The sequence below is a fragment of the Tenacibaculum ascidiaceicola genome, from assembly GCF_047470925.1.
In the GTDB taxonomy this organism is placed as follows: domain Bacteria; phylum Bacteroidota; class Bacteroidia; order Flavobacteriales; family Flavobacteriaceae; genus Polaribacter; species Polaribacter discolor.
The window spans coordinates 186,740-211,225 of the sequence record NZ_JAZKJP010000012.1 but is presented as its reverse complement, the minus strand read 5'-3'; the positions used below and the strand labels follow the sequence as shown (position 1 = coordinate 211,225).

The 24,486-nt window shown below is 31.8% G+C and carries 23 protein-coding genes; 9 read left to right on the top strand and 14 right to left on the bottom strand.

Annotation, left to right across the window (positions count from 1 at the left end; translation table 11 throughout):
- Positions 1-12 precede the first annotated feature (12 nt).
- A complete protein-coding gene (locus VBY68_RS13025) occupies positions 13-816 on the top strand; it encodes a hypothetical protein (protein WP_415269977.1) in 804 nt (267 codons plus the stop codon).
- Between the two features lie 45 nt (positions 817-861).
- Here VBY68_RS13025 and dxs read toward each other — a convergent pair whose 3' ends face one another.
- Positions 862-2,631, bottom strand: coding sequence for a 1-deoxy-D-xylulose-5-phosphate synthase (gene dxs, locus VBY68_RS13020; protein ID WP_415269976.1), 1,770 nt, complete (start codon positions 2,629-2,631; stop codon positions 862-864).
- A gap of 66 nt (positions 2,632-2,697) precedes the next feature.
- Here dxs and rsmI point away from each other — a divergent pair, with 66 nt between their 5' ends.
- The 3 genes from rsmI (at position 2,698) to VBY68_RS13005 (ending at position 5,196) form a co-directional block, all read left to right on the top strand.
- A complete protein-coding gene (gene rsmI, locus VBY68_RS13015) occupies positions 2,698-3,369 on the top strand; it encodes a 16S rRNA (cytidine(1402)-2'-O)-methyltransferase (RefSeq protein ID WP_273694089.1) in 672 nt (223 codons plus the stop codon).
- A 78-nt stretch (positions 3,370-3,447) separates the two neighbouring features.
- A complete protein-coding gene (locus VBY68_RS13010; RefSeq protein ID WP_415269975.1) occupies positions 3,448-4,497 on the top strand; it encodes a 2Fe-2S iron-sulfur cluster-binding protein in 1,050 nt (349 codons plus the stop codon).
- A 21-nt stretch (positions 4,498-4,518) separates the two neighbouring features.
- A complete protein-coding gene (locus VBY68_RS13005) occupies positions 4,519-5,196 on the top strand; it encodes a LysE family translocator (RefSeq protein WP_121146547.1) in 678 nt (225 codons plus the stop codon).
- On the opposite strand, the gene mgtE is transcribed toward VBY68_RS13005, so the two are convergent.
- The 4 genes from mgtE to VBY68_RS12985 all read right to left on the bottom strand — a co-directional run bounded on the left by mgtE (position 5,193) and on the right by VBY68_RS12985 (position 9,647).
- Entirely contained in the window at positions 5,193-6,542 is a 1,350-nt protein-coding gene (gene mgtE / locus VBY68_RS13000; protein ID WP_124588040.1) for a magnesium transporter, read from the bottom strand. The two genes, VBY68_RS13005 and mgtE, sit on opposite strands and share 4 nt — an antisense overlap.
- An 88-nt stretch (positions 6,543-6,630) precedes the next feature.
- The gene (gene rsmA / locus VBY68_RS12995; protein WP_415269974.1) at positions 6,631-7,434 is read right to left on the bottom strand and encodes a 16S rRNA (adenine(1518)-N(6)/adenine(1519)-N(6))-dimethyltransferase RsmA; all 804 of its coding nucleotides are present in this window, start codon (positions 7,432-7,434) and stop codon (positions 6,631-6,633) included.
- 62 nt (positions 7,435-7,496) lie between these two features.
- Entirely contained in the window at positions 7,497-7,826 is a 330-nt protein-coding gene (locus VBY68_RS12990) for a DUF4286 family protein (protein WP_099215038.1), read from the bottom strand.
- Between the two features lie 45 nt (positions 7,827-7,871).
- Entirely contained in the window at positions 7,872-9,647 is a 1,776-nt protein-coding gene (locus VBY68_RS12985; RefSeq protein WP_274638745.1) for a tetratricopeptide repeat protein, read from the bottom strand.
- A gap of 176 nt (positions 9,648-9,823) precedes the next feature.
- Between VBY68_RS12985 and VBY68_RS12980 the strand changes: the two genes are divergently transcribed.
- Complete coding sequence (locus VBY68_RS12980) at positions 9,824-9,967, top strand: hypothetical protein (protein WP_176550555.1); 144 nt, start codon at positions 9,824-9,826, stop codon at positions 9,965-9,967.
- A gap of 91 nt (positions 9,968-10,058) precedes the next feature.
- Here VBY68_RS12980 and serS read toward each other — a convergent pair whose 3' ends face one another.
- The 3 genes from serS to VBY68_RS12965 all read right to left on the bottom strand — a co-directional run bounded on the left by serS (position 10,059) and on the right by VBY68_RS12965 (position 12,721).
- Positions 10,059-11,333 (bottom strand): serine--tRNA ligase, encoded by a 1,275-nt coding sequence (serS, locus tag VBY68_RS12975; RefSeq protein ID WP_124588046.1) that lies wholly within the window; start codon positions 11,331-11,333, stop codon positions 10,059-10,061.
- A 66-nt stretch (positions 11,334-11,399) separates the two neighbouring features.
- Positions 11,400-11,684 carry a helix-turn-helix domain-containing protein gene (locus VBY68_RS12970; RefSeq protein ID WP_099215041.1) on the bottom strand — a complete coding sequence of 95 codons (285 nt, stop codon included), beginning with the start codon at positions 11,682-11,684 and terminating at the stop codon, positions 11,400-11,402.
- A gap of 98 nt (positions 11,685-11,782) precedes the next feature.
- Positions 11,783-12,721, bottom strand: coding sequence for a bifunctional riboflavin kinase/FAD synthetase (locus VBY68_RS12965; protein WP_274638743.1), 939 nt, complete (start codon positions 12,719-12,721; stop codon positions 11,783-11,785).
- A 193-nt stretch (positions 12,722-12,914) separates the two neighbouring features.
- Between VBY68_RS12965 and VBY68_RS12960 the strand changes: the two genes are divergently transcribed.
- Positions 12,915-15,623: a TonB-dependent receptor gene (locus tag VBY68_RS12960; RefSeq protein ID WP_415269973.1), complete on the top strand. Its 2,709-nt coding sequence runs from the start codon at positions 12,915-12,917 to the stop codon at positions 15,621-15,623.
- Positions 15,624-15,634: 11 nt separating this feature from the next.
- On the top strand, positions 15,635-17,284 hold the full coding sequence (locus VBY68_RS12955) for an SGNH/GDSL hydrolase family protein (protein ID WP_121146679.1): 1,650 nt from the start codon (positions 15,635-15,637) through the stop codon (positions 17,282-17,284).
- A gap of 32 nt (positions 17,285-17,316) precedes the next feature.
- Here VBY68_RS12955 and VBY68_RS12950 read toward each other — a convergent pair whose 3' ends face one another.
- The 5 genes from VBY68_RS12950 to VBY68_RS12930 all read right to left on the bottom strand — a co-directional run bounded on the left by VBY68_RS12950 (position 17,317) and on the right by VBY68_RS12930 (position 21,771).
- Positions 17,317-17,544, bottom strand: a complete 228-nt coding sequence (locus VBY68_RS12950) for a hypothetical protein (RefSeq protein WP_099215044.1) — start codon at positions 17,542-17,544, stop codon at positions 17,317-17,319.
- A 136-nt stretch (positions 17,545-17,680) separates the two neighbouring features.
- The gene (locus VBY68_RS12945; RefSeq protein ID WP_415269972.1) at positions 17,681-19,228 is read right to left on the bottom strand and encodes a glycine--tRNA ligase; all 1,548 of its coding nucleotides are present in this window, start codon (positions 19,226-19,228) and stop codon (positions 17,681-17,683) included.
- A gap of 109 nt (positions 19,229-19,337) precedes the next feature.
- On the bottom strand, positions 19,338-20,216 hold the full coding sequence (locus VBY68_RS12940; RefSeq protein WP_099215046.1) for a hypothetical protein: 879 nt from the start codon (positions 20,214-20,216) through the stop codon (positions 19,338-19,340).
- 47 nt (positions 20,217-20,263) lie between these two features.
- Positions 20,264-21,166 carry a hypothetical protein gene (locus VBY68_RS12935; RefSeq protein ID WP_124588056.1) on the bottom strand — a complete coding sequence of 301 codons (903 nt, stop codon included), beginning with the start codon at positions 21,164-21,166 and terminating at the stop codon, positions 20,264-20,266.
- A gap of 44 nt (positions 21,167-21,210) precedes the next feature.
- On the bottom strand, positions 21,211-21,771 hold the full coding sequence (locus VBY68_RS12930) for a class I SAM-dependent methyltransferase (protein WP_099215048.1): 561 nt from the start codon (positions 21,769-21,771) through the stop codon (positions 21,211-21,213).
- Positions 21,772-21,823: 52 nt separating this feature from the next.
- Between VBY68_RS12930 and VBY68_RS12925 the strand changes: the two genes are divergently transcribed.
- Positions 21,824-22,516, top strand: a complete 693-nt coding sequence (locus tag VBY68_RS12925) for a ComF family protein (protein WP_415269971.1) — start codon at positions 21,824-21,826, stop codon at positions 22,514-22,516.
- Positions 22,517-22,570: 54 nt separating this feature from the next.
- On the top strand, positions 22,571-24,166 hold the full coding sequence (locus VBY68_RS12920) for an Ig-like domain-containing domain (RefSeq protein ID WP_415269970.1): 1,596 nt from the start codon (positions 22,571-22,573) through the stop codon (positions 24,164-24,166).
- Between the two features lie 88 nt (positions 24,167-24,254).
- On the opposite strand, the gene VBY68_RS12915 is transcribed toward VBY68_RS12920, so the two are convergent.
- On the bottom strand, positions 24,255-24,473 hold the full coding sequence (locus tag VBY68_RS12915; protein WP_099215051.1) for a hypothetical protein: 219 nt from the start codon (positions 24,471-24,473) through the stop codon (positions 24,255-24,257).
- Between the last annotated feature and the right edge of the window lie 13 nt (positions 24,474-24,486).

The following is a 24,486-nucleotide window of genomic DNA, read 5'->3' as shown; positions in this document are numbered from 1 at the left end:
AAAAAAATTATTATGAAAACGAATTTTAAAAATTTCGCATTTATTCTCTTGTTCTCTATTTTTCTTTTTTCATGTCAAACAGAAGAATCCATTGGCGATGAATTACCATTGAATGCTGTTGAAAAGTTAAAAGATGAAAAAATAATCTCACCTAACGAAGTTTCTTCTCGTACTACTAATATTTGTGATTTTAAAATAACCACAGCCAATAATAGTAATTTAGTAAGTATAGGAGAAACAAAGACTTTTACAGTATCTGATAACGTTCCTTTATCAACAACATTAAGTTGGTCCGTATTAAGTGGTGAGAATATCGATATAATTGGTTCGACTAACTCCAGAAGTTTTACTGTACATTTTAATTCAGGTTTTACAATAGGAGCTATAAGATTAGAAACAAATTATTCAGGTGGTTGTAATTTAGAGTTTAGTGTTTATTTAGAATCACCATATGTTCCAAACTGCAATAATGTAATTACCCCTCCGTTTCCATATCCTATTTATTCAACTTTTGGTTCTCCAGTACCTAGTAACTATGAGAAAGATAATTTAGGGAGTAATTATATTTGTACAACGACAATAAATAATGAATTATCGGTTCCTTATGAAAGATGTGCTAGTTATAATTGGCAAATAAGTCCAGGGGGAAACCAAGGAAAAGTGTTTCCATCAGGTAATTCTGCAATAGTGACAGTTAGTCAACCTGGAACATATACGGTAACATTAACTACAACTAATGTTGCAGGTTCAAGAGTAGAAAAATTTATATTGTATGCAGAAGACTGCGATGGAGGTATAGGTTCTGGAGGTTTCTAAATTTACATAACAATAAAAAGCGAACCAAATAGGTTCGCTTTTATTTTATAGTAGACTTTGAATTATTTTTTGAATGGAGATTGTATCAATTCCACATACTTCTTGCAACTGTTGAATCGTACCATGATGGATAAACTCATCAGGAACTCCTAATAGTTTAATTTTTCCTTGATAGTTTACTTCGGAAGCATATTCTAATATTTCACTTCCAAATCCACCTTTGATTGTGCCATCTTCAACAGTGATAATAGTATCAAATTTTTTGAAAATAGCGTCTAAAAGTTGTTCGTCTAAAGGTTTTACAAAACGTAGGTCGTAATGCGCAACTGATTCGTTGTTTTTAAGCTGGTTTATTGATTCTGAGACATTATCAGCTATTGTTCCAATAGATAATACTGCAATTTGAGTTCCTTCTTTTAAACAGGTTCCTTTTCCAACTTCTATGGTTTCGAATGGAAGTTGCCATTGTTCTAACTTGCCTTTTCCTCTGGGATATCTAATAGCTATCGGATGTTCAAGACCCTGTTGAGCGGTAAACATCATATTACGTAGCTCAATTTCATTGCGAGGAGCAAATACAATTAGGTTTGGGATACAACGTAAATAAGCCAAATCAAAAACTCCATGGTGAGTTGCTCCATCTTCACCTACTAACCCAGCCCTGTCTAAGCAAAAAATTACAGGTAAATTTTGTAAGGCTACATCGTGAATTACTTGGTCGTAAGCACGTTGTAAAAAGGTAGAATAGATATTACAAAACGGAATCAATCCTTGGGTAGCCATACCTGCAGCTAAGGTTACTGCATGTTGTTCGGCAATACCTACATCAAATGTTCTATCAGGAAACTCTTGCATCATAAACTTTAACGAGCTTCCGGTTAACATAGCAGGCGTAATTCCTACAATTTTTTCGTTTTTCTGTGCTAGTTCAACAATAGTTTCCCCAAAAACATCTTGAAATTTAGTGTATTTACTTGCCTCTTTAGGTAGGACGTCTCCAGAAATTTTGTCAAATTTACCAGGAGCGTGATACCTTACTTGGTCTTGTTCAGCTTGTCGTAACCCTTTCCCTTTTGTAGTTATTACGTGTAAAAACTTAGGACCTTGAATACTTTTTAAGCGTTCTAGTTCACGTAACAACTCTTCAAAATTATGTCCATCAATAGGTCCAGAATAATCAAAGTTTAAGACTTCAAAAATATTGTGTTGTTCTATCTCTAATCGAGGAGCTTTAATTTTTGTTAAATAATCTTTCAAAGCGCCTACCGATGGATCAATACCAATGGCATTATCGTTTAAAATAACTAAGAGATTTGCATTGGTGTCTCCTGCATGATTCAAAGCTTCAAAAGCCATTCCACTAGCAATAGAAGCATCACCAATCACCGCAATATGATGTTTTTCTAAGCCTTGTAATTTAGAAGCAATTGCCATTCCTAAAGCTGCTGAAATAGCAGTAGAGGAGTGCCCAACACCAAAAGTGTCGTACTCACTTTCTGAGCGTTTTGGAAAGCCTGAAATGCCATCAAATTGGCGGTTGGTATGAAAAACGTCTTTTCTCCCTGTTAAAATTTTATGCCCATAGGCTTGATGTCCTACATCCCAAACTAATAAATCGTTTGGAGTATCAAACAAATAGTGAAGTGCAATGGTCAATTCTACCACACCTAAGCTTGCGCCTAAATGTCCTTCTTTTGTAGCAACCACATCAATAATAAACTCACGCAATTCTTGAGCGAGCTGTGGCAATTCTTCTGATGTTAATTTACGTAAATCAGCAGGAATTTGAATGTTTTTCAATAGGTCGTTCGACATATAGCAAAAGTACAAAAAGGTAGAGATTCCTAACTTTTTAGACTAAAAACTTTGTAGTTTTGTTGTATGAGCAAATTGTACTTGGTGCCTACACCGATTGGGAATTTAGAAGACATTACGCTGAGAGCGCTTAAAGTCTTACAAGAAGTAGATTATATTTTAGCGGAAGATACACGTACGAGCGGAAAACTACTGAAGCATTTTGATATTTCTACACCGATGCAGTCGCATCATATGCATAACGAGCATAAAACGGTAGAAACAATTGTGAAACGTTTGCAAAGTGGTGAAACGTTTGCGTTAATTTCAGATGCAGGAACCCCTGCAATTTCAGATCCTGGTTTTTTATTAACTAGAGCGTGTGTACAGAATGGGATAGATGTAGAATGTTTACCAGGAGCTACTGCTTTTGTTCCAGCTTTGGTAAATTCTGGCTTACCTAATGACAAATTTGTTTTTGAAGGTTTTTTACCTGTAAAAAAAGGACGTCAAACACGGTTAAAATTCTTGGCAGAAGAGACACGAACTATGATTTTTTATGAGAGTCCACACAAGTTATTGAAAACACTCGCAAATTTTGCAGAGTATTTTGGAGAGGATAGACAAATATCTGTTTCTAGAGAACTGACAAAATTGTTTGAAGAAACCAAACGAGGAAGTGTAAAAGAAGTACTAGCATATTATACTGAAAAACCAGCTAAAGGAGAAATCGTGGTTGTAGTTGATGGGAAAAAGTAAAGAAATTAAAGTTTTATAAAAACCCTAACTTTTCTTCTTCTTGAGTTTCTTATTTTTGTAACTCTTTAAAAAGATTACATGTCTACATTTCATAAACTACGTATAGAAAAAATAATAAAAGAAACAGCAGATGCTGTGTCTATTTTATTTGATATCCCTGCAGAACTAAAAGATAACTACACTTTTGTTGCAGGTCAATATATTACAATAAAAGCTATCTTAGACGATAAGGAAATAAGAAGAGCTTACTCTATTTGTGCTTCTCCTAACAGTAAGCAAATTAAAGTTGCTGTAAAAGCAGTTGACCACGGAAAATTTTCAACCTATGCAACAACTAAGCTAAAAGAAGACACTTTTTTAGAGGTTTCTGAACCAGAGGGGAAGTTTATTTTAGAACCTCAAGCACAAAAAAACTATCTTGCTTTTGCTGCAGGAAGTGGAATTACCCCAGTTTTATCAATGGTAAAAACAGTGTTAGAGAATGAACCAACTTCTACAATTACACTAGTTTTTGGAAATAAAAGAGCTGAAAGCACAATTTTTTATGATGAGTTAAATGAGTTAGCTGAAAAGTATTCTTCTCAATTAAACTTACATTATGTGTTTAGTCAAGAGGTGAGAACTAATAGTAAATTTGGTAGAATTGATAAAGGACATGTAAACTATTTCGTGAAAAATATACATAAAGATATTTCTTTCGATTCAGTATATTTATGTGGGCCAGAAGAAATGATCCAAACTGTTTCTGAAACACTTCAAGAAGATGGATTCGATGAAAGAAACATCTATTTTGAATTATTTACCGCTACTATTTCAGATGAAGAAGCGGCATTGCATATTCCAGACGGAAAATCAGAAATTAAAGTGGTGTTAGATGATGAAGAACACACTTTTATGATGGAGAAAACCGATACGATTTTAGCAGCTTCTTTACGCAACAAGCTAGATGCCCCATATTCCTGTCAAGGAGGGGTTTGTAGTAGTTGTATTGCAAAAGTTATGGAAGGAAAAGCTGTAATGGCAAAAAATTCTATTTTAACTGATGACGAATTAGAAGAAGGTTTGATACTTACATGTCAAGCACATCCAACTACACAGAAAATAGTGGTAGACTTTGACGATGTTTAGGTAAAATCGTAACTTTATAGAATGGATTTTTACGACTTTAAAAACGCATTTTTTGTAGGTGTTTTCATGGCTTTTATGATAGGGCCTGTATTTTTTATGCTGATTAAAACCAGTATTTTAAAAGGAGCTAGAGCAGCCATTGCCTTTGATGTAGGAGTGATTTTAGGAGATATTTCTTTTATGTTAATAGCCTACTTTGGAAGTAGAAGTCTGTTAGAAAAAATAAAAGATGACCCGCGGTTGTTTCTTATCGGAGGGTTAGTGCTTATTGTTTATGGATTAATTACTTATTTAGATAAAAACAATAAGAAAGAAGCAAAAGCTCCCGATGTTGTTTTACCAGAGAGTAATAATTACTTAAAACTCCTTCTTAAGGGCTTTTTCTTGAATTTTATAAATATAGGAGTATTAGCTTTTTGGCTGGGGTTAATTGTGGTTATAGGACCAACGTATGATATGAATCCGAAGTATTTGGTTTGGTATTTTGGTACTGTAATAGCAGGTTACGCAATTACAGATTTAGGGAAAATATTATTAGCTAAACAACTTAAGAGTAGGTTAACTCCATTGGTTATTTATCGAATAAAACGTGGAATGGGAGTATTATTAATCGTTTTTGGTGCTGTGTTAATGCTAAAAGGATTTATTCCTGAAAGTAAGATTGATAATCTGATTGAGAAAGTAGAATCGCTAGATTAAAAGCCGATAATCATTTTTGCTATCCAAAAATAGATCAAAATCCCAAAAATATCGTTACTCGTTGTAATAAAAGGCCCTGTAGCAATTGCAGGGTCAATACCTCTCTTATCTAAAAATAAAGGAATAAAAGTACCTACCAAACCAGCTACAATAATTACCGTAAATAATGAAGATGAAATAGCAGAGGCAATTGTTATATCTCCTTTCCAAATCCAAATAAAGAAAAACAAGATAACAGCCAAAACAAGTCCATTTACAGCAGCTAAAGACATTTCTTTTAATAATCTATTAGTAACACTTCCTTTTACATCATCGTTAGCTAAACCTTGTACAATAATTGCTGAAGATTGTACCCCAACATTACCAGCCATGGCTGCAATAAGAGGTGTAAACATAAAAAGAATAGCATTTTCTTCTAATGCACCTTCAAAAAAGCCCATAATTCTTGCAGCTCCAATACCTCCAATTAAACCTAGGAACAACCATGGTAATCGAGCTCGGGTTAACTGTAAAATGCTATCTTCAGAGTCAACATCTTGGGTAATACCTGCTGCTAATTGATAATCTTTTTCAGCTTCTTCTTTAATTACATCAACAATATCATCAATAGTAATTCTACCCACCAAAACACCTAATTCATCCACAACAGGAATAGCTTCTAAGTCATATTTACGCATAATGTTAGCTACATCTTCCGCGTCATCGTGTACATGAACAAAATCTACTTTAGGAATATAAACATCCGAGATTTTAGAACGAGTAGAAGCCATTAACAAGTCTTTTAACGACAAACGCCCTTTTAACTTACCTTCATCATCAACCACATAAATAGAATGAACTCTAGTAACCTCTTCTGCTTGCTGACGCATTTTTTTAACACAGGTAAGTACATTCCAATTCTCATTTACTTTTACAAGCTCTTTTGCCATTAATCCACCAGCAGAATCTTCATCATATCGTAGTAATTCTACAATTTCTTTAGCATGTTCACGGTCTTCAATTTTCCGAATTACATCTTGTTTTCGTTCTTCAGGAAGTTCAGCAATAACATCGGCAGCATCATCGGTATCAAGTTCATTAACCTCTTCGGCAATTTCTTTGGCAGATAGTTGTTCAAAAACTTTTTCACGAACTTCTTCATCAACTTCCATTAATACATCCGAAGTTGTTTCACTATCTAATAAACGTATAATGTAAACTGCTTCTTCAAAAGTAAGTTCATCTAAAACTTCAGCAATATCAGCGTAGTGAATATCTGAAAAAACCTCAGAAAGAGCTGTGTCTTTTTGTTGCTGAATCAGTTCTTTTACGTTTTCTAATAAGTCTTTTGTGATTTCTAATGCCATTGCTTGCAATTTTGCTCGATAATCGAGGTTTTGAATATGTTGAAATCTAATTCAAAAAGAAGACTTGTTCTTATATAAAAAAGGACTCTTAACTATTGTTTTGAGCTATTTTTTGTGTCAACTCAATGAATTTTTGCACCGACAACTGTTCGGGACGCATCGCAAATATAGGGTCTTCTTTTAAGGTATCCGAAAGATTAAAAGATTTTAAACTGGAACGTAACATTTTTCTTCGTTGATTAAAAGCTGTTTTTACCACTCTAAAAAATAATTTTTCATCAACAGGAAGTGTGTAGTTTTCTTTTCTGATAAGTCTAATAACTCCAGAATCTACCTTTGGCGGTGGATTGAATACAGAAGGAGGTACGGTAAATAAGTATTCAGCATCATAAAAAGCTTGTGTTAATACCGAGAGTATTCCGTAAGTTTTACTTCCTTCTTTTTCAGCAATTCGTTGAGCAACTTCCTTTTGAAACATTCCTGAAAACTCTGGAACAAATTCGCGGTTTTCAATAGCTTTAAAAACAATTTGTGATGAAATGTTGTATGGAAAGTTTCCGATAATTGCTACTTGCTGATTATTGAAAGTTTCAGTGAAATCCTTTTTTAAAAAGTCACCTTCAATAATGGTAAACTTTTCTTTTGAAGTATTTAGTTTTATGTGTTCAACAGGGAATGTTTCTTGTAAATAGGTTACTGATTCTGAATCTAATTCCATTACCGTAACTTTTGGTTTCTTTTCTAATAAATATTTAGTTAGAACTCCCATACCAGGACCAATTTCTAATACGTTATCGTATCCTTTTTCGGTTAACGAATCAGCAATTTTCTTAGCGATGTTTTCATCGTTTAAAAAATGTTGTCCTAAATGTTTTTTTGCTCTTACGGTCATGGATTCAGGTTAATAGATTTTTATAGACGTAATACGTTTAGAATCTTGGTTTTGGGTCTTGACTAATTACTATTTACTGTAGGGAAAAACTCATTAACAACTTTTAATTCAGTACGAAAAGCAAGCATTTTATCAGCAAACTTTTTTAATCCGTCGTTGCGTAGTTTGTCTGCACTATGTTTGTAATAGTTGTCTAAATCTTCACGTGTTTTAGCAGTATATTGAATAGAGTAGGTAATACCTCCCATTTCTTCTTCAACCAACACTTGCGTCATTTTAGCACTTAAAAAGTGTCCTGTTGCTAATACTTCAGGTATATGGCTTTCAATCCAAGTTAACCATTCAGCATGTATACTTTCGTCTATATTTATTGTTACGTTGTATATGTACATAGTTTTTAATTTTAAAAATAAAGTAATAAGAACGTCTTCAGTTTTTTAAATGTCGTCTCCTCTTAATTTTCTAAACTTTTTTCGGGCCTCTACTAGGTAGATACTCGATGGGTGGTCAAAAATAATCTTTTGATAGTATTCTTTAGCCTTTTCTAGATTATTTAATTCATTGTTATATAAATCAGCCATGTGATAATATACATCGTCAACATAAATCCCTTTTTTATCTAAAGCTATTATTTTGGCATAATTTAAAATGGCTTCGTCATATTGTTTCTTTTTAACAAATAATTGAGCTTGTTTAAATAATGCTTCATCTTCAATAGATTGCCCACCGTAATTAGCAATTATATTGCTTAAAATAGCAATTGCTTCATCATTTTTATTTTGATAAGCTAACAGATCAGCTTTGGCATATTCTTTTAAGCCAGTACCAATACTATCTTTAGGTTCATTATCTGAAATTGTCAAGAACAAATCAGCAGCATCGTTAGCAATAAGTTGTGTTGCTGATCCTTTTAAAACTTTTAGCTGAGCCTTTGCCCAAGTAAAATCATTTTTAAAATAAGAAGCTTGTGCTACTTTAAAGCGGGCTTCTTGACCTATATAATTGTTTTTGAATAGCGTTTGAACTTGAGAAAAATAAATTAATCCTTTGTTAAATTTACCCATATATACAAAAACATCACCAAGCTTAAGTTTTATAGTTGCTTTTATAAACTTTGAATTGGTAAAATTTAAGGCATTCTTTAAAATAACAGATGCTTCTTGTGGGTTGTTCTTTGTAAATGTTAAATAGTTAGCGTACTCTATTTGTGTGAAAAGTGTTTTAGAGTTAATTCCATATTCTTTAAAAATAGAATTAAAACGTTTATCTACATCAGGTTGTTTTGTCTCAATTGCTATTTTAAGGTTATTATTTATAGCTTTAAACTTGTCTCTAGGGTAATTCGTTTTTTCAATAATAAGATCAAAACACTCTTTTGCAGTTTCATAGTCTTTGTTCTCTAGAGCTATTTTACCCAAATCATTAATTTTACCCAAATTATCTGGGTCTCTTGCAAGTAATGCCTTGTTTTGAATAAGAGCTTTGCTGTATTGTTTTTGCCTAATAAATAACCAAGAAAGTAAATCATTCCAAATGTCTTTAGGGTTGCTTATAGATTTTCGTAATAGTGCTTTTTTGAATAAAACATTGTTCTCATCTTCGCTATCATCAGTTAAATATTTACCAGCATAACGTTTTACATTGTTGAGGTAACCACTATTTTTGTCAACCAAATCAATGTATGATTTGAACATTTGTTCAAAATCTCCCTTTTCACCATAAATTTGCGCTAATTGAAACCCATAATTAGCTTTTGGGTTAATTTCCATTACTTTATTAAAAGCTTCAATAGCTAAATCTAATTTACTATAGTTTTTAAACAACCCTGCGATTAAAGAACCGTAATTTGCTTTTTTATTAATGGATTCAATTGCTTTTTGATAGTATTTATTAGCGTCTTCTATTTTTTCTTGCCGTTCACTATTATAACCTAGAATTACATATAAGTAAGATAAGTTAGGTTTTTCTTTTAGTTTTTGAGTGAGTAAATTTTCAGCAGCAGTAAATTGTTCAGTCTCCTGATAACAAGTGATTAACTTTTTTAAATAAGTTGTGTTATATGGGCTTTGATCGTATAATCTTTTATATAACTGAATTGCCTTTTCATATTCATTATTTCTAAAATAATTTTCAGCAATGATAAATTCGTTTTGCTGTGCTTGGCAAAACAAACTTAAGATCAGTAAATTAAATAAAATAATGGCTTTTTTCATTTTGAAAATTTTAAGCGTTGTGTTTTTGTGCTTAATTCAGTTAAGAGGATTTTGTCTATCAAAAATACAGAAGATAATTGTTAAAATACTATTAAAAGAGGTGCTTTTTTGAAAAGCAGTGTAACATTTTGGCACGAACTTTGTCTTATTAATAAAACAACTAAACAATGTAAACTATGAGAAACTTTACGACACAATATGAAATAGCAAAGCAGAATGCAAATGAGTTTATGAGAAAAGGTCAAATAACTCAATATTTTGAGGCATTGTTAGAAATGAATAAATACAAGAGATTAATGGTAGCGGTAGTTGCCAACTAAACATATTTTTTTCAATGGGGATTGATTAATTAAAAATCCCAAGCATCGTAATTGAGGCTTGGGATTTTTTTATTTTTATATTGAAAATTGATTAATCAATCATGTCAAAACCACAATAAGGAACTAATACTTCAGGAATTTTAATTCCATTCTCAGTTTGGTAGTTTTCTAAAATACCAGCCAACACACGAGGTAAGGCTAAAGAACTTCCGTTTAAAGTGTGTACTAATTGACTTTTACCTTCTTTATTTTTAAAACGTAACTTCAAACGATTTGCTTGAAAAGTTTCAAAGTTTGAAGCAGAACTAATTTCTAACCAACGTTCTTGAGCTGTAGAATATAATTCAAAGTCAAATGTAAGGGCAGAAGTAAAGCCTGTATCTCCACCACAAAGACGTAAAATACGGTATGGTAATTTTAACTCACGTAAAATTTCTTTGATATGTTCAACCATTCCATTTAAAGCATTGTATGAATTGTCAGGGTGTTCAACACGAACAATCTCAACTTTATCAAATTGGTGTAAACGATTTAATCCACGAACATGAGCTCCGTAACTTCCAGCTTCACGACGGAAACAAGGAGTATAGCCTGTAACTGCAATAGGTAAATCAGCTTCTTTTACTAAATCACCTCTAAACATATTAGTTACTGGAACTTCAGCGGTAGGGATTAAGTATAAGTTATCTCCAGTTACATGATACATTTGTCCTTCTTTGTCAGGTAATTGACCTGTACCAAAACCTGAAGCTTCATTTACTAAATGAGGAACTTGTACTTCGTTATATCCAGCTGCTGTGTTTTTATCTAAGAAGTAATTAATTAAAGCACGTTGTAAACGAGCTCCTTTTCCTTTATACACAGGAAAACCAGCACCTGTAATTTTGGCACCTAAATCAAAATCAATAATATCATACTTCTTCGCTAATTCCCAGTGAGGTAATGCTTTTTCTCCTAAATCTGGAATAATTCCTTCTTTAAAAATCTCTTCGTTATCTTCTTCATTTTTTCCTGCTTTTACAGAAGGATGAGGAATATTAGGAATTTGGTACAACAATTCGTTTAACTTATCAGCAGCAGAGTTTAATTCTTCTGTTAATTGTTTAGATTGCTCTTTTAACTCACCTGTTTTTGCTTTAAGTTTATTTGCTTCTTCAACTTTTCCAGATTTAAAAAGCCCTCCAATTTCTTTGGATATTTTGTTCGATTCAGCTAAAACATTATCTAAAGAAACTTGTGTAGCTCTACGCGTTTCATCAGCAGTTAATACTTCTTCAATAATTGTTTCGGCATCAGCAAAATTACGTTTTGCTAATCCGTCTAAAACAGTTTGTTTGTTTTCTCTAATAAACTGAACCTGTAACATCTTTTTAATTTTTTAAGAAAAGCAAAGATAAAAGAAGCTATAGACTTAAGCAATGTGTTTTGTGTACTAAATTTCTTCAAGCATCATAAAGAAGTCTGATAAAGTAATATTGAAATAATCACATATTTTCTGAAGAGTAGTAATAGTGACATTTGTTTTTCCTTGTTCTATTCTTGCCAAATGTATTCCAGTATCAATATAAAACTCATTTGAAGTAATATGATACTCTTCTCTTAAAGTTTTTACGCAAAGGGCTACCTTTTTTAAGGTTACCTCATTTTTTGACAGCATTATTCTTTTTCGATACAAAATCTTAAAAACATATGAAATACATAATGACATACTTGTCATTATGTAGGTTTTAAAAAAATTAACTTTGTATGCAGTTACGTCAATAATACTAATTCTAAAGCTATTTGAAACCGGGGGGCTTTGAGTATGATATAAGGTTAGAGCTTGGCGTAACTTTTTAAAAAGAGTATTGAATTTTGCTTGTCTTTTTTTAATTGAGAAATTAAGCCAGAAACAGAATCGAACTTTTGTTCGTCTCTTAAATAGTAAAGTAGCTCAATAGTTAGCTCTTTACCATATAAATTTTGGTTAAAATTGAAATAATGTACTTCAATTGTTTGATGTTCTCCATCAACCGTTGGTCGATTGCCAATATTCATCATTCCATAAATAGTAGTGTTATTAATAGTAGACTTTACTATATAAACACCTGTTTTTGGAATCAACTTGTAGTCTTCAGGCACATCAATATTTGCTGTAGGAAAACCTATTTTTCCACCTAGTTGTTTTCCGTTTACAACTTTTCCTGTAAGTGAAAAGTTATATCCTAAGTAATTGTTAGCAGTTTTTAAATGTCCGTTAGCAAGAGCTTTTCTAATTTTGGTAGAACTAACTGATACTTCATCAATATCTTGAGCAGGAATTTCTTCAACAGTAAAATCATATAAGTGAGAATACTCAGTTAATTGTTCAATATTACCTTCTCTATTTTTTCCAAAATGATGATCGTAACCAATAATCAATTTAGAAATGTTTAATTGATTAACTAAAATATCACGAACAAAATCTAAAGCGGTTAGTCTTGAAAACTCTCTACTAAAAGGATGAATGATTAAATAATCTAATCCTAATTTTTCTAAGTGTTGAGCTCTTTCATCAATAGTGTTTATTAGCTTAATGGAAACATCTTTTTGCAATACCATTCTTGGGTGAGGGAAAAATGTTAGCAATACCGATTTTTTATTACTAGCATTTGCTTCACTAACTAGTTTCTCAATAATTTTTTGATGACCAATATGAACTCCATCAAAAGTACCAATTGTTACCATTGTTTTTTGAGAGGGGGTAAGATCAAAAATAGAATGTATAATTTCCAAGACTACTAATAAGTTTAGGCAAAAATACAATTTGTATAAGATGATAAATAATAAATTAATAAATAAAATCTAAAATTAGTTTTTGGTAAGTTTTTATCTTCATAATTACTATAATTACAAAAAAAGAGGGTAAATATTTCGCAAATGAAAAAAAATTGTATTTTGCACTACAGTTAACAAATTATTTTACATTATGATGAAAAAACTATTACTTGTTGCATTTGTGCTATTTGGTACAGCAATGATGGTTGCTCAAACTACCATTACAGGTACGGTTAATGATGCTTCGCTTGGTGGACCATTGCCAGGAGCAAACATTAAAGTTTCGAGAAAAGCAGTAGGAACGTCTACTGATTTTGATGGTAAGTTTACAATGACGGTAACAGATATCCCTCCGTTTACCATTGAAATTTCTTCTTTAGGGTATCAAACAAAAACAGTTGAAATAACAAAAAACAACCAAGTTGTTGAGGTTAGCTTAACAGAAAATGCAACATCTTTAGATGAGGTAGTTGTATCGGCTTCGAGAACTCCAGAACGTGTTATGGAATCACCTGTAACAATTGAACGTTTTGATTCTAGAGCGATTAAGAATACAGCTTCTGCTTCATATTACGATGGATTAGAAAATTTAAAAGGAGTTGATATCAACTCAGGAGGTTTAACATTTAAAACAGTAAACACACGTGGTTTTGCTACGTTTGGTAATGAGCGTTTTGTACAGTTAGTTGACGGTATGGATAATGCTTCTCCAGCATTAAACTTTGCTATTGGAAACTTATTAGGAATTTCTGAAGTAGATGTAAAAAGTGTTGAAATTTTACCAGGAGCAGCTTCGGCTTTATATGGAGCCAATGCATTTAATGGTATTATGTTAATGCGTAGTGAGAACCCATTTAATGAACAAGGTATTAGTGTTGGTTTAAAAACTGGTTTAACAAGTCAAGAAGCAGCAGGAGATAATGGTTATTATGACGCTACAATTAAAATGGCACATGCTTTTGATGATTACTTTGCAGTTAAAGCTAGCTTTTCTTATTTAAAAGGAGAAGAATGGCATGCAACTGATTATAGAAATACAACAGGTATTGGAGGTACATATATTCCTGGAATGAATCATAATGATGATCCTAACTACGATGGGGCAAATGTGTATGGAGATGAGGTATCTGTTGATTTAGGAGGAGCTATTGGAAAGGTTAGTAGAACAGGATATAGAGAAGTAGACTTAATGTCTAATGAAGCTAAAAGTGTAAAATTCAATGGAGCTATTCATTACCGTCCTTTAGGTAATGACCGTGTTGAAATTATTTGGAATTCTAAATACGGTAGAGGTAATACTATTTATCAAGGACAAAACCGTTACAACTTAGCTAACTTCTTTATGGAGCAACATAAATTAGAAGTAAGAGGTAAGAACTTTTTTATTAGAGGGTATTATGCAGGGGAAGATGCAGGAGATTCTTATGATACTCGTTTTGCTGCAATTAATATTAATAGCAAATGGAAATCTAACACAGATTGGTTTGGACAATATGCAGCAGCATACTTAGGTGCTATCCCAGGTGTTCCTGCTTCTAATCATGCAGCGGCAAGAGCAGTAGCTGATAGCGGAAGACCAGAACCAGGGTCTGCTGAGTTTACAAGATTATTTAATGAAGTAACTGCTGATCCAGATTTACTAACAGGGTCAAAGTTTAGAGATAATACAAGCTATTATCATGCAGATGGTAACTTAAACTTACGTGATTATATCGATTGGGCAGAGGTTCAAGTAGGAGGTTCATATAGACAATATAGATTAAACTCTTATGGAACTATTTATACTGATAGTGATGGTCCAATTAAATATGGAGAATATGGGTTATATACTCAAATTCAGAAAAAAATGATGGATGATCGTTTAAAATTTACAGGATCTATTCGTTATGATAAGTCAGATAATTTTGATGGAAACGTTACACCAAGAGTTTCATTAGCGTATGCGGCTGGAGAAAACAAAAATCATAACTTTAGAGCATCTTTCCAAACAGGTTTCCGTAACCCAACAACGCAAGACCAATATATTGGTTTAGCAACAGGAGCAGGATTTATTTTAGGAACAGCTCCAGATAATATTGGGCGTTTTTCTGCACCAGCAATTACAACAACAGGAAGTTTTGTTTTAACAGGACAAGATGTGTTTGATAGAGGTTACTCTGCTAACTCTATAGCAAACGGAAATCCTACTTTGGCAACTACAGATTTAGTAGAGCCAGAAAAAGTAAAATCTTTTGAAGTTGGTTACCGTGCAGCAGTTCCTTTAGGAGAAAATAAGTTGTCTATTGATTTTAGTACATACTATAATATGTATTCTGACTTTATTTCTAATAAAGATGTAGTTGTATTAGTAGATCCAAACACACCAGTTACTGTGAATAACTTAACTAACAGAGATTTAGTAAGAACATTTAGTGTAAAAACTAACTCAACAGTTGATGTAGATTCTTATGGAGTAGGTTTAGGGTTAAACACGAAGGTATTTAATGGGTTTGATGTTGGATTAAACTATACATGGTCTAAATTTGATTTTGATCAAGCTGCTGACCCTGATTTTGAAGCCGGATTTAATACACCAGAACACAAAGTAAAAATGCAATTTGGACACACAAATTTATTTGAAAACTTTGGATTTAACATAAGTGCTCGTTGGCAAAATGAGTTCTACTGGCAGTCTACCTTCTTAGAAGGAACTGTAGAAGAAAGAACAGTTCTTGATGCTCAAATTAACTATTCTGTTCCTTCAATTAAGTCAGTGTTTAAAGTAGGAGGGTCTAATTTAACAGGTGAAGAATACTTAAGTGCACCTGGAGTAGGAGCGGTAGGTTCTCAATACTACATTTCTTGGACTATCAACAACTAAAAAAAGAAACAATGAAAAATACAATTAAATATACTTTTTTGTCTGCATTATTTTTAGGTTTAGCCGCCTGTGATGTAGATAATACATTACCTGAAATTAAAGGAGAGGCGGAGAGCACTGTAGCATTGCAGGCTGGTAGCGTAGATTTTTCCAGATATGTGTCAGTAGGAGCTTCCTTTACAGCAGGCTTTTCAGATGGTGCTTTATTTAAAGCTTCTCAAGAAAATTCTTTTCCAAATATATTAGCTAGTAAGTTTGCTATGGTAGGCGGAGGAGATTTTACACAGCCTCTAATGAGTGATAACATAGGTGGTTTTTTAATAGCTGGGGTAGAAAAAGCTGAGCCAAGGTTTTATTTTAACGGAACTGGACCTACAAGGTTATCAGCAACTCCAACTACTGAAATAGGTAATATACAGGCAGGACCTTATAGTAATATGGGTGTGCCAGGAATAAAAAGTTTTCATTTAGGAGTAGAAGGTTATGGAGCATTAGCAGCTTTGCCAAATGCTAACCCTTATTATGTAAGAATGGCATCTAACCCTATGGCAAGTGTTATACAAGATGTGTTAATGCAACAACCAACATTTTTTACATTATCTGAAATAGGAGGAAATGATGTTTTAGGTTACTCTATTGCTGGTGGTGTAGGTGAAGATCATAATGAAACAGGAAATGTAGACCCAACAACTTATGGAATAAATGATATTACAAACTCTAATGTTTTTGCTTCAGTTTTTTCAAGTACTGTTGACGCTTTAGCAGCAGGAGATAGAAAAGGAGTTGTGGCTAATTTACCATATATAACATCGTTACCTTACTTTACTACAGTACCTTATGCACCATTAGATCCTAGTAATCCTGATTTTGGAGCACAAATTCCGACATTAAATAATGTTTTTGGAGCTATTAATGGAGTTTTTGAAGCAATTGGTGTTCCAGAAAGATCAATAGTTTTTGCTACAGATGCTGCAAGTGCAGTTGTAATTAAAGATGAGTCTTTAGAAGATAAAACTGCTCAAATTGTTGGTGCTTTATTAGCAAGTCCTACGTTTCCTCCTTTTGTGGCAAGCTTTGGGTTACCTACTGATGCAACTACATTACAAAAAGTAGCAGGCTTATTAGGTACTTATTACGGTCAAGCAAGACAAGCAACAGAAGAAGATTTATTAGTATTGCCAAGTAGTACTATAATAGGAGAAGTGAATACTGATTCTGTTGAATTTTTAATGTTGCAAGGTCTACCAGAACAGTTAGCAGGAATGTTTTCTGTAGAAGGAGTTTCATTACCTCTTGAAGATAAATGGGTGTTAACCCAAGATGAAGTAAGTAGAGTTAAGAATGCTACAGATTCATATAATGCAACTATTAAAGCAGTTGCTGAAGCAAAAGGTTTAGCTTTTGTAGATTTTAAAGCTATTTTACAAGAAGCCTCTACTTCTGGGTTAGAGTTTGGAAATTATAATATGAATACTAGTTTAGTAACTGGTGGTTTAGTTGGTTTAGACGGAGTTCATTTAACTGGTAGAGGGTATGCATTAATGGCTAATAAAATGTTAGCAGCTATTGATGCTACATACGGATCTAATTTTACTGTAGGTAAAGACGGTTTAGCTAAACCGGATGATTACCCAACAAATTACTCACCTACTTTACAATAGTGAGCAAAATATAAAATAAAAAAAGCTGAAGATTAATCTTCAGCTTTTTTTTTGTCTTTATCAGAGTTCATAACATACTTTTTATACTTACCATCTTTATATCTATAGTAAATAAATAAAGGCATTAATATAAATGACATGTATAAAACACCTAGGCCCATTACTACTTGTGATTTAGGGTGCTCTGTGTTTAAAAGATAAGCTCCTGCTATCATCCAAAGTAAAAAGATGATGAATAATATTTTAAGTACAGTTTTCATCTGTTTTCTATTTTATCGGTTAGTTAAAACTCTTACTTGATGTTAAGATTTGTATGTAAAGTTATTTACTATTGCAAAAATAAAAATCCTAAACAGTTACGTTTAGGATTCTTGCTTTATTTTGTCGTTTTAAGATTTATGCATCCATTTTTTGTAACCAAGAACGTACATCTACCTCTTGTTTAATAATGTTGCTTAATTCTTCTATTTTAACACGTTTTTGTTCCATAGTGTCTCTATGACGAATGGTAACAGTATTGTCTTCTAAAGTTTCATGGTCTACTGTAATACAGAAAGGTGTACCAACAGCATCTTGACGACGATATCTTCTTCCAACAGCATCTTTTTCATCATAAACAACATTGAAATCCCATTTTAAATCGTCAACAATTTTACGAGCAATTTCTGGTAAACCGTCTTTTTTAACCAACGGTAAAATAGCTGCTTTGGTAGGTGCTAAAACTGCAGGTAATTTTAAAACTGTTCTTGTTGAACCATTTTCTAGCTCTTCTTCTTGTAAAGAGTTAGAGAAAACCGCTAAGAACATTCTGTCTAAACCAATTGAAGTTTCAATTACGTAAGGAACATAACTAGTATTGTCTTCGTGATCGAAGTACTGTAGTTTTTTTCCAGAGAATTTTTCATGCTGACTTAAGTCAAAATCAGTACGAGAATGAATCCCTTCTAATTCTTTGAATCCAAAAGGAAAATTAAATTCAATATCAGCAGCAGCATCAGCGTAATGAGCTAATTTATCATGATCGTGGAAACGGTAGTTTTCTTCTCCCATTCCTAACGACATATGCCACTTTAAGCGAGTTTCTTTCCACTTCTCATACCATTCTTTTTGAGTGCCTGGTTTTACAAAAAATTGCATTTCCATTTGCTCAAACTCTCGTTGTCTAAATATAAATTGACGCGCAACTATTTCATTACGAAAAGCTTTACCAGTTTGTGCAATTCCAAAAGGAATTTTCATACGTCCAGTTTTTTGTACGTTTAAGAAGTTTACAAAAATACCTTGTGCTGTTTCAGGTCGTAAATATACTTGCGTAGAGCTGTCTGCTGACGCTCCTAATTGCGTTCCAAACATTAAGTTAAATTGCTTAACTTCTGTCCAGTTTTTAGAACCAGAAACAGGACATGTTATACCTAAGTCTATAATTAAATTTCTAAACCCTTCTAAATCGTTTTCTTCTTGAACTCTTGTTAGTTCAATAGTTATCTCGTCAATTTGTTTTTGACGTCTTAAAACGTTAGGATTTGTACTTCTAAATTCATCTTCATTAAAAGCATCACCAAAACGCTTTTTTGCTTTGGTTATATCTTTTTGAATTTTTTCGTTGATTTTTTCTCTGTAATCTTCAACTAAAACATCAGCTCTATAACGCTTTTTAGAGTCTTTGTTGTCAATTAAAGGGTCGTTGAAAGCATCAACGTGGCCTGAGGCTTTCCAAGTAGTTGGGTGCATTAGTATTGCTGCATCAATACCTACAATGTTTTCGTGCATTTGCACCATTGCTTTCCACCAATAATCACGAATATTTTTCTTTAATTCTACTCCGTTTTGAGCATAATCATACACCGCGCTTAAACCATCATAAATTTCAGATGATTGGAACACATAACCGTATTCTTTTGCGTGCGATAATACTTTTTTAAATTGATCTTCTTGTTTTGCCATGTTGCAAAAATAAAATAAGGATTTAAACTAAGGGTATGGAAAAAGAAAAAAGTGAAGAATTAATTAAACTCTTCACTTTTTAGTTGCATTTTGTACCTGTTATCGTTGTTTATCTTAGTTTTATTATTGTGTTTCCAGAGTAAACACCATCAACAAAAGCGCTAATTACATATTTTCCTTTTTTAATATCGTCTCTGTTTACTAATACTAAAGACACAAGGCTTAAACGATTGTTACTGTAGTTAACCTCAAGAGAGTCTGTATATTGAACTTTTTGTCCATTTTTTAGGTCAGTTTTCCCTTTTGGAGCAACTACATTTTTATTTTCATCAGCAATTTGAATATATACGCGTTTTTCACCTGCCGTAGTTATTGGGTTTTCTAACAAATCAAAATTTATTCTAAAAGCATCAGTTCTGCTAGATCTACTTGTAGATGTTAACTTTCCGCTGCTACGTTCTTTCATGGCAACTGCTTTTACAGGGCTTGTTTTAATAATTCCACCAATAGCAACTTTAGCTTCTAATTCTTTGTTCTTTTCTGTTAATGTTTCATTTACACTATCTTTTTGCTGTAAAATTTCATTAGCTATAACATTTTCTTGAGTTAAAGCATCATTAGCACTATTTAAAGAGTCTATTTGAATAAAAAGCTTTTTGTTTTCACGCTCTAAACTAGCAATTCTACTTCTGTATTTTCTTATAAGTCCAAAATTGTCAGATTTTAAGAGTTTGATAGAGTCTCTTAAGTTTTTCATTTTTATTAGCTCTACTTCTAATCTGTCAGCTAAACGTTTTTTTCCAACAACAACATCGGTGTAGTCTTTAATCATTTCGTCTAGATCTTGCTGTAATTCAGCTTTTTCTTCTAAGAAGATGTTTTGAAGGTTTTTGTTTTCATTTGACTTTTGAAAAGAGTAATAAAAAAGGAAAAGAGATAAGATAATTAATACTAAAATTAAAACATTCTTGGTTTTTGGTTGATTCATGGTTTAGGGGGGATTGATTTATATTAAGTTTTATTAATTTAAGGGGTTTATTTTAGTGCTAGGGATTTATTACCGGCCTGAATACCGTTTACAAATGTATTAATATGATAGATTCCAGCACCAATTTCGCCATCTACATTAACAAAAGAAATCATAGATAACTGTTTGTTATTATATTCGGCAGTTAAAATATCACTACACCATATTTTTTTATTGTTCTGCAAACTTACTTCTTTAAATGGGGTAATAACTTTTTTATTCGTATCCATTACTTGAATATAAACTTTTTTAGGACCAGGGGAGGCCACTTTGTTTTCTAGTAAATCGAATTCTATTTTAAATGCATTTACCTTATTAGATCTTGTTGTTGAGGTAAATTTCCCATTTCTTTTCTTTTTCATAGCCTCTGCCTTTATGGTAGATATTTCAATAACTTCAGCAGTGGCTATTTTTTTCTTTAAGTCTTGCTTTTCTTTACTTAAAAAACGGTTTATGTTAGTAAGTTTAGCATTTTGTTTTTCTTTTACTAATAAAGCTTCTTGAACACTATCGTTTTTTGTAATTAATTCGTTGTTAATTGTATTAAGATGATTTAATTGAGTGAAAAGTTTTTCGTTTTCTTCAATAAGTATTCCTGTTCTTTTTCTGTAGTATCTAATAAACTTATAATCTACTTCCTTTAAGTTTTTAACAGAATCTCTAAGTTGGATTACTTTATGAATCTCATCTTTTAGTTTTAATGAATATTCACTTTTCTTATAATTTGTTTCTTCATAATCTTCAATAATATTTGTTAACTCGTTTTCTAACTCCTTTTTTTCAAGCTCAAAAACAGCTTTAAGCTCAGAGTAATCTCTAGCATTTTCGTAGGATAAAAATCCAATAACAAGTATTAGTAAAATTAAAAAGGCAATGAAGCCGTTGTTTTTTATTTTTGAGGCAGGCATCATTTAAGGGGTTATAATGAGGGTTATGCTCCGTGCTAATATACTATTTATTTTTTAACACATTTGTAAATAAAAGCAGGAGGAAAATTTAGAGGCTCAAAGCTTAAATCGATAGCATTACCAAATACTTCTTTTAGTTTTTTGTAGTAAGTTAAACTATATTGATATTGAATAAAAAGCCCAGTGGTAGTCAAAAAACTATGGCTTTTTGTTAAGATAGAGTGTGATATTTCTTTAGGAATTATAGTTAAGGGCAAGCTAGAAACTATATAGTCTGCCTTTGAATATCCTAACTTTTCTATTTCAAACTTTATGTTTTCAGCAGAGGCTTTTAAAACAACCAATTGTGGATGTTTTATTTTTTTTAGCTCTTTGTAAAAAGCATCATTTATTTCAAAACATATTAATATAGTGTTGGGGTGAAGCTTCTTTAAAATATACTGTGTAATGGCTCCATTTCCAGGTCCTAGTTCTACAATGACTTCAGCAGTTTTAAAATCAATTTCTTTTAGCATCTTATTTGCTAAGTATCTAGAGCTAGGTACTACAGTACCAGATGTTTTGTAGTTTTTTACGGCTTCTTTGAAAAAATTAAACTTTTTACTCAAAATATAACTTTTGTTGTTTTTTGTATCTTTCTGTTAAAAAAGGCTTGTAAAGATGCAATTTTTAAAAGAGATATTCTATTTATTCTATCCCAATTTATGTGCTAACTGTGAAAAGACGTTGTTACAAAATGAAACATTCGTATGTACTATTTGTATAAACGACTTACCAATTATAGACGATAATAAGCATACAAATGTTACATTAATGTCAAGTTTTTATGGAAAAGTGCCAGTACAAGCTGTACGTTCTTTTCTTTTTTATAGAAAGAAAGGAGTAACCCAAAAACTTATTCATCAGTTAAAATATAAAAATCAACCAGAAATAGGGCTATTTATAGCAGACTGGTTTGGGGAAAAATTAAAGAAATCAAATATTTTTGTGGATGTAGATTACATTATTCCTGTGCCACTACATTCAAAAAAGTTTAAAAAGAGAGGGTATAATCAAGTAACTATGTTTGGTGAACGATTGAGCAATATTTTGAATATTGGGTATAAATCAGATATTCTAATTAGAACTTCTAAAAACAAAACACAAACTCTAAAACAACGATTCGAACGATTTTCTAATAATAAAACAAAGTTTAAACTTGTTGATACTACTTTTTTTGAAAACAAGCACGTCTTGCTTATTGATGACGTTATTACTACAGGAGCAACATTAGAAGCTTGTGTAAATGAACTTTTAAAAACGCAAAACATAACTATAAGTGTAGCGACAATGGCTTATACACAAAAAGACTAATACCATTCCATCTTAATTTACTACTTTTGAAAATGGATTTTAAACCATTAATTTGTGAAAAATAAACACTTTATTTTAGTAACTCTTTTCGCTTTTTTAATAAGTAGTTGTGCACGTAAGGGACGACCAGAAGGAGGTCCAAAAGATGAAACTGCACCAATAATGGTTACTGCAAATCCTCCTTATGAAACTATTCATTTTGATGATGATAACATTCGTATTTATTTTGATGAATATATTGTTTTAAAAGACTTACAAAAACAGTTGGTAGTTTCTCCTCCAATGAAAAATCCACCATTAATTACACCTCAAGGAACACCAAGCAAGTATATAAATATTAAAATATTAGACACATTACAACCGAACACTACTTATACCTTTAATTTTGGAAACGCAGTTCAAGACAATAATGAAAACAATAAGTTAGAGAGTTTTAAATATGTGTTTTCAACGGGAGATTATATTGATTCTTTAAAAATTAAAGGGAAAGTAGCTGATGCTTTTGATAAAAAAGAGGTGAAAGAAGTAAGTGTTTTGTTGTATAAGCTTGATAGTACATACAACGATTCTATTATTTTCAAACAAAAGCCAAATTATGTAACAAGTACATTAGATTCTACAAATTTTGAGTTTAACAATTTACGTGAAGGAAAATATTTAATGTTAGCATTAAAAGAACCATCAAACAATTATATTTTTAATAGTAGAACAGATAAAATTGGGTTTGTAGTAGATACAATTACGTTACCTCAAGATACTTTAATAAGTAAGCCTATCCGTTTCTTTAAAGAAATTCAGCCATATGAGTTTAAAAGAGGAAAAGAGGTAACGAAAGGGAAAATTCAGTTTGGTTTTGAAGGTAGGCAGAAAAATATGAATATTGAATTGTTGTCAGAGGTTCCACAAGATTTTAAGTCGTTTACTCAGTTTGAAAAAGATAAAGACACTCTAAATTATTGGTACACGCCTATAGAAAGAGATTCATTGAATTTTATAGTGAATAATGAGAATTTTAAAGATACTGTTACAGTGTTTTTAAGAAAAAAGAAAATCGATTCTTTATCTGTGTCATCTAGTGTAAGTGGAAACCTGAATTTAAAAGATACAATGTTTATCAAAACAAACAACCCAATTGTTTCTTTTGATAAATCTAAATTCTCATTAATTGATAAAGATACTGTTGATGTACCTTTTGAATTGAAAAAAAAATCAATTAATAAGATAGCAGTATTGTTTGAAAAGAAACCCAAATACGGTTATATTTTTAAAGGGTTACCAGAAGGGATAACTGATATTTATGAAACTACAAACGATACGTTAGATTATAAGTTTTCGACACGAACAGTAGAAGATTATGGAAGTATTGTATTAGATGTTAAAAAAGAAACAGAATCTCCGGTTATTATTGAACTATTAAGTCAAGATAAGGTTGTAGAAAAAAAATACATTACTTCTTCTAAAAAAATAGAGTTTACCCTATTAGAACCAAAAGAATATAGCGTTAGAGCTACAGTCGATGAAAATAATAATCGTATGTGGGATACTGGTAATTTCTTATTAAGAAAACAGCCAGAGCAAATCATCTATTTAGAAACAATATTTAAGCTAAGGGCTAACTGGGTACAAAATGAAACATTTATAATAAAGTAGATATGTCATCTTGAAAGAATAAAGAAACCGAATACAGAAACTAATTGCTTCTCTATTCGGTTTCTTGTTACATTATACTTTATTGTTTTTATAACAATTCTTCACAATAAAACCCATGATGTTGTATTGCTTTTAAAACGTCATCAGCTTTAACCATTTGAGTCTCTACTCGAAGGATATTATCACAATCTTCTAAGTCAAAATTCCAGCGGTCATTTTTGGTAATCAAACGATTTAAAGTAGGTTGAACAATTTTAATTTCTTTGTTTTTTGTAACTGATGTTTTAAATACCAAAACTGTTTTCATTTTAGGTGCTTTT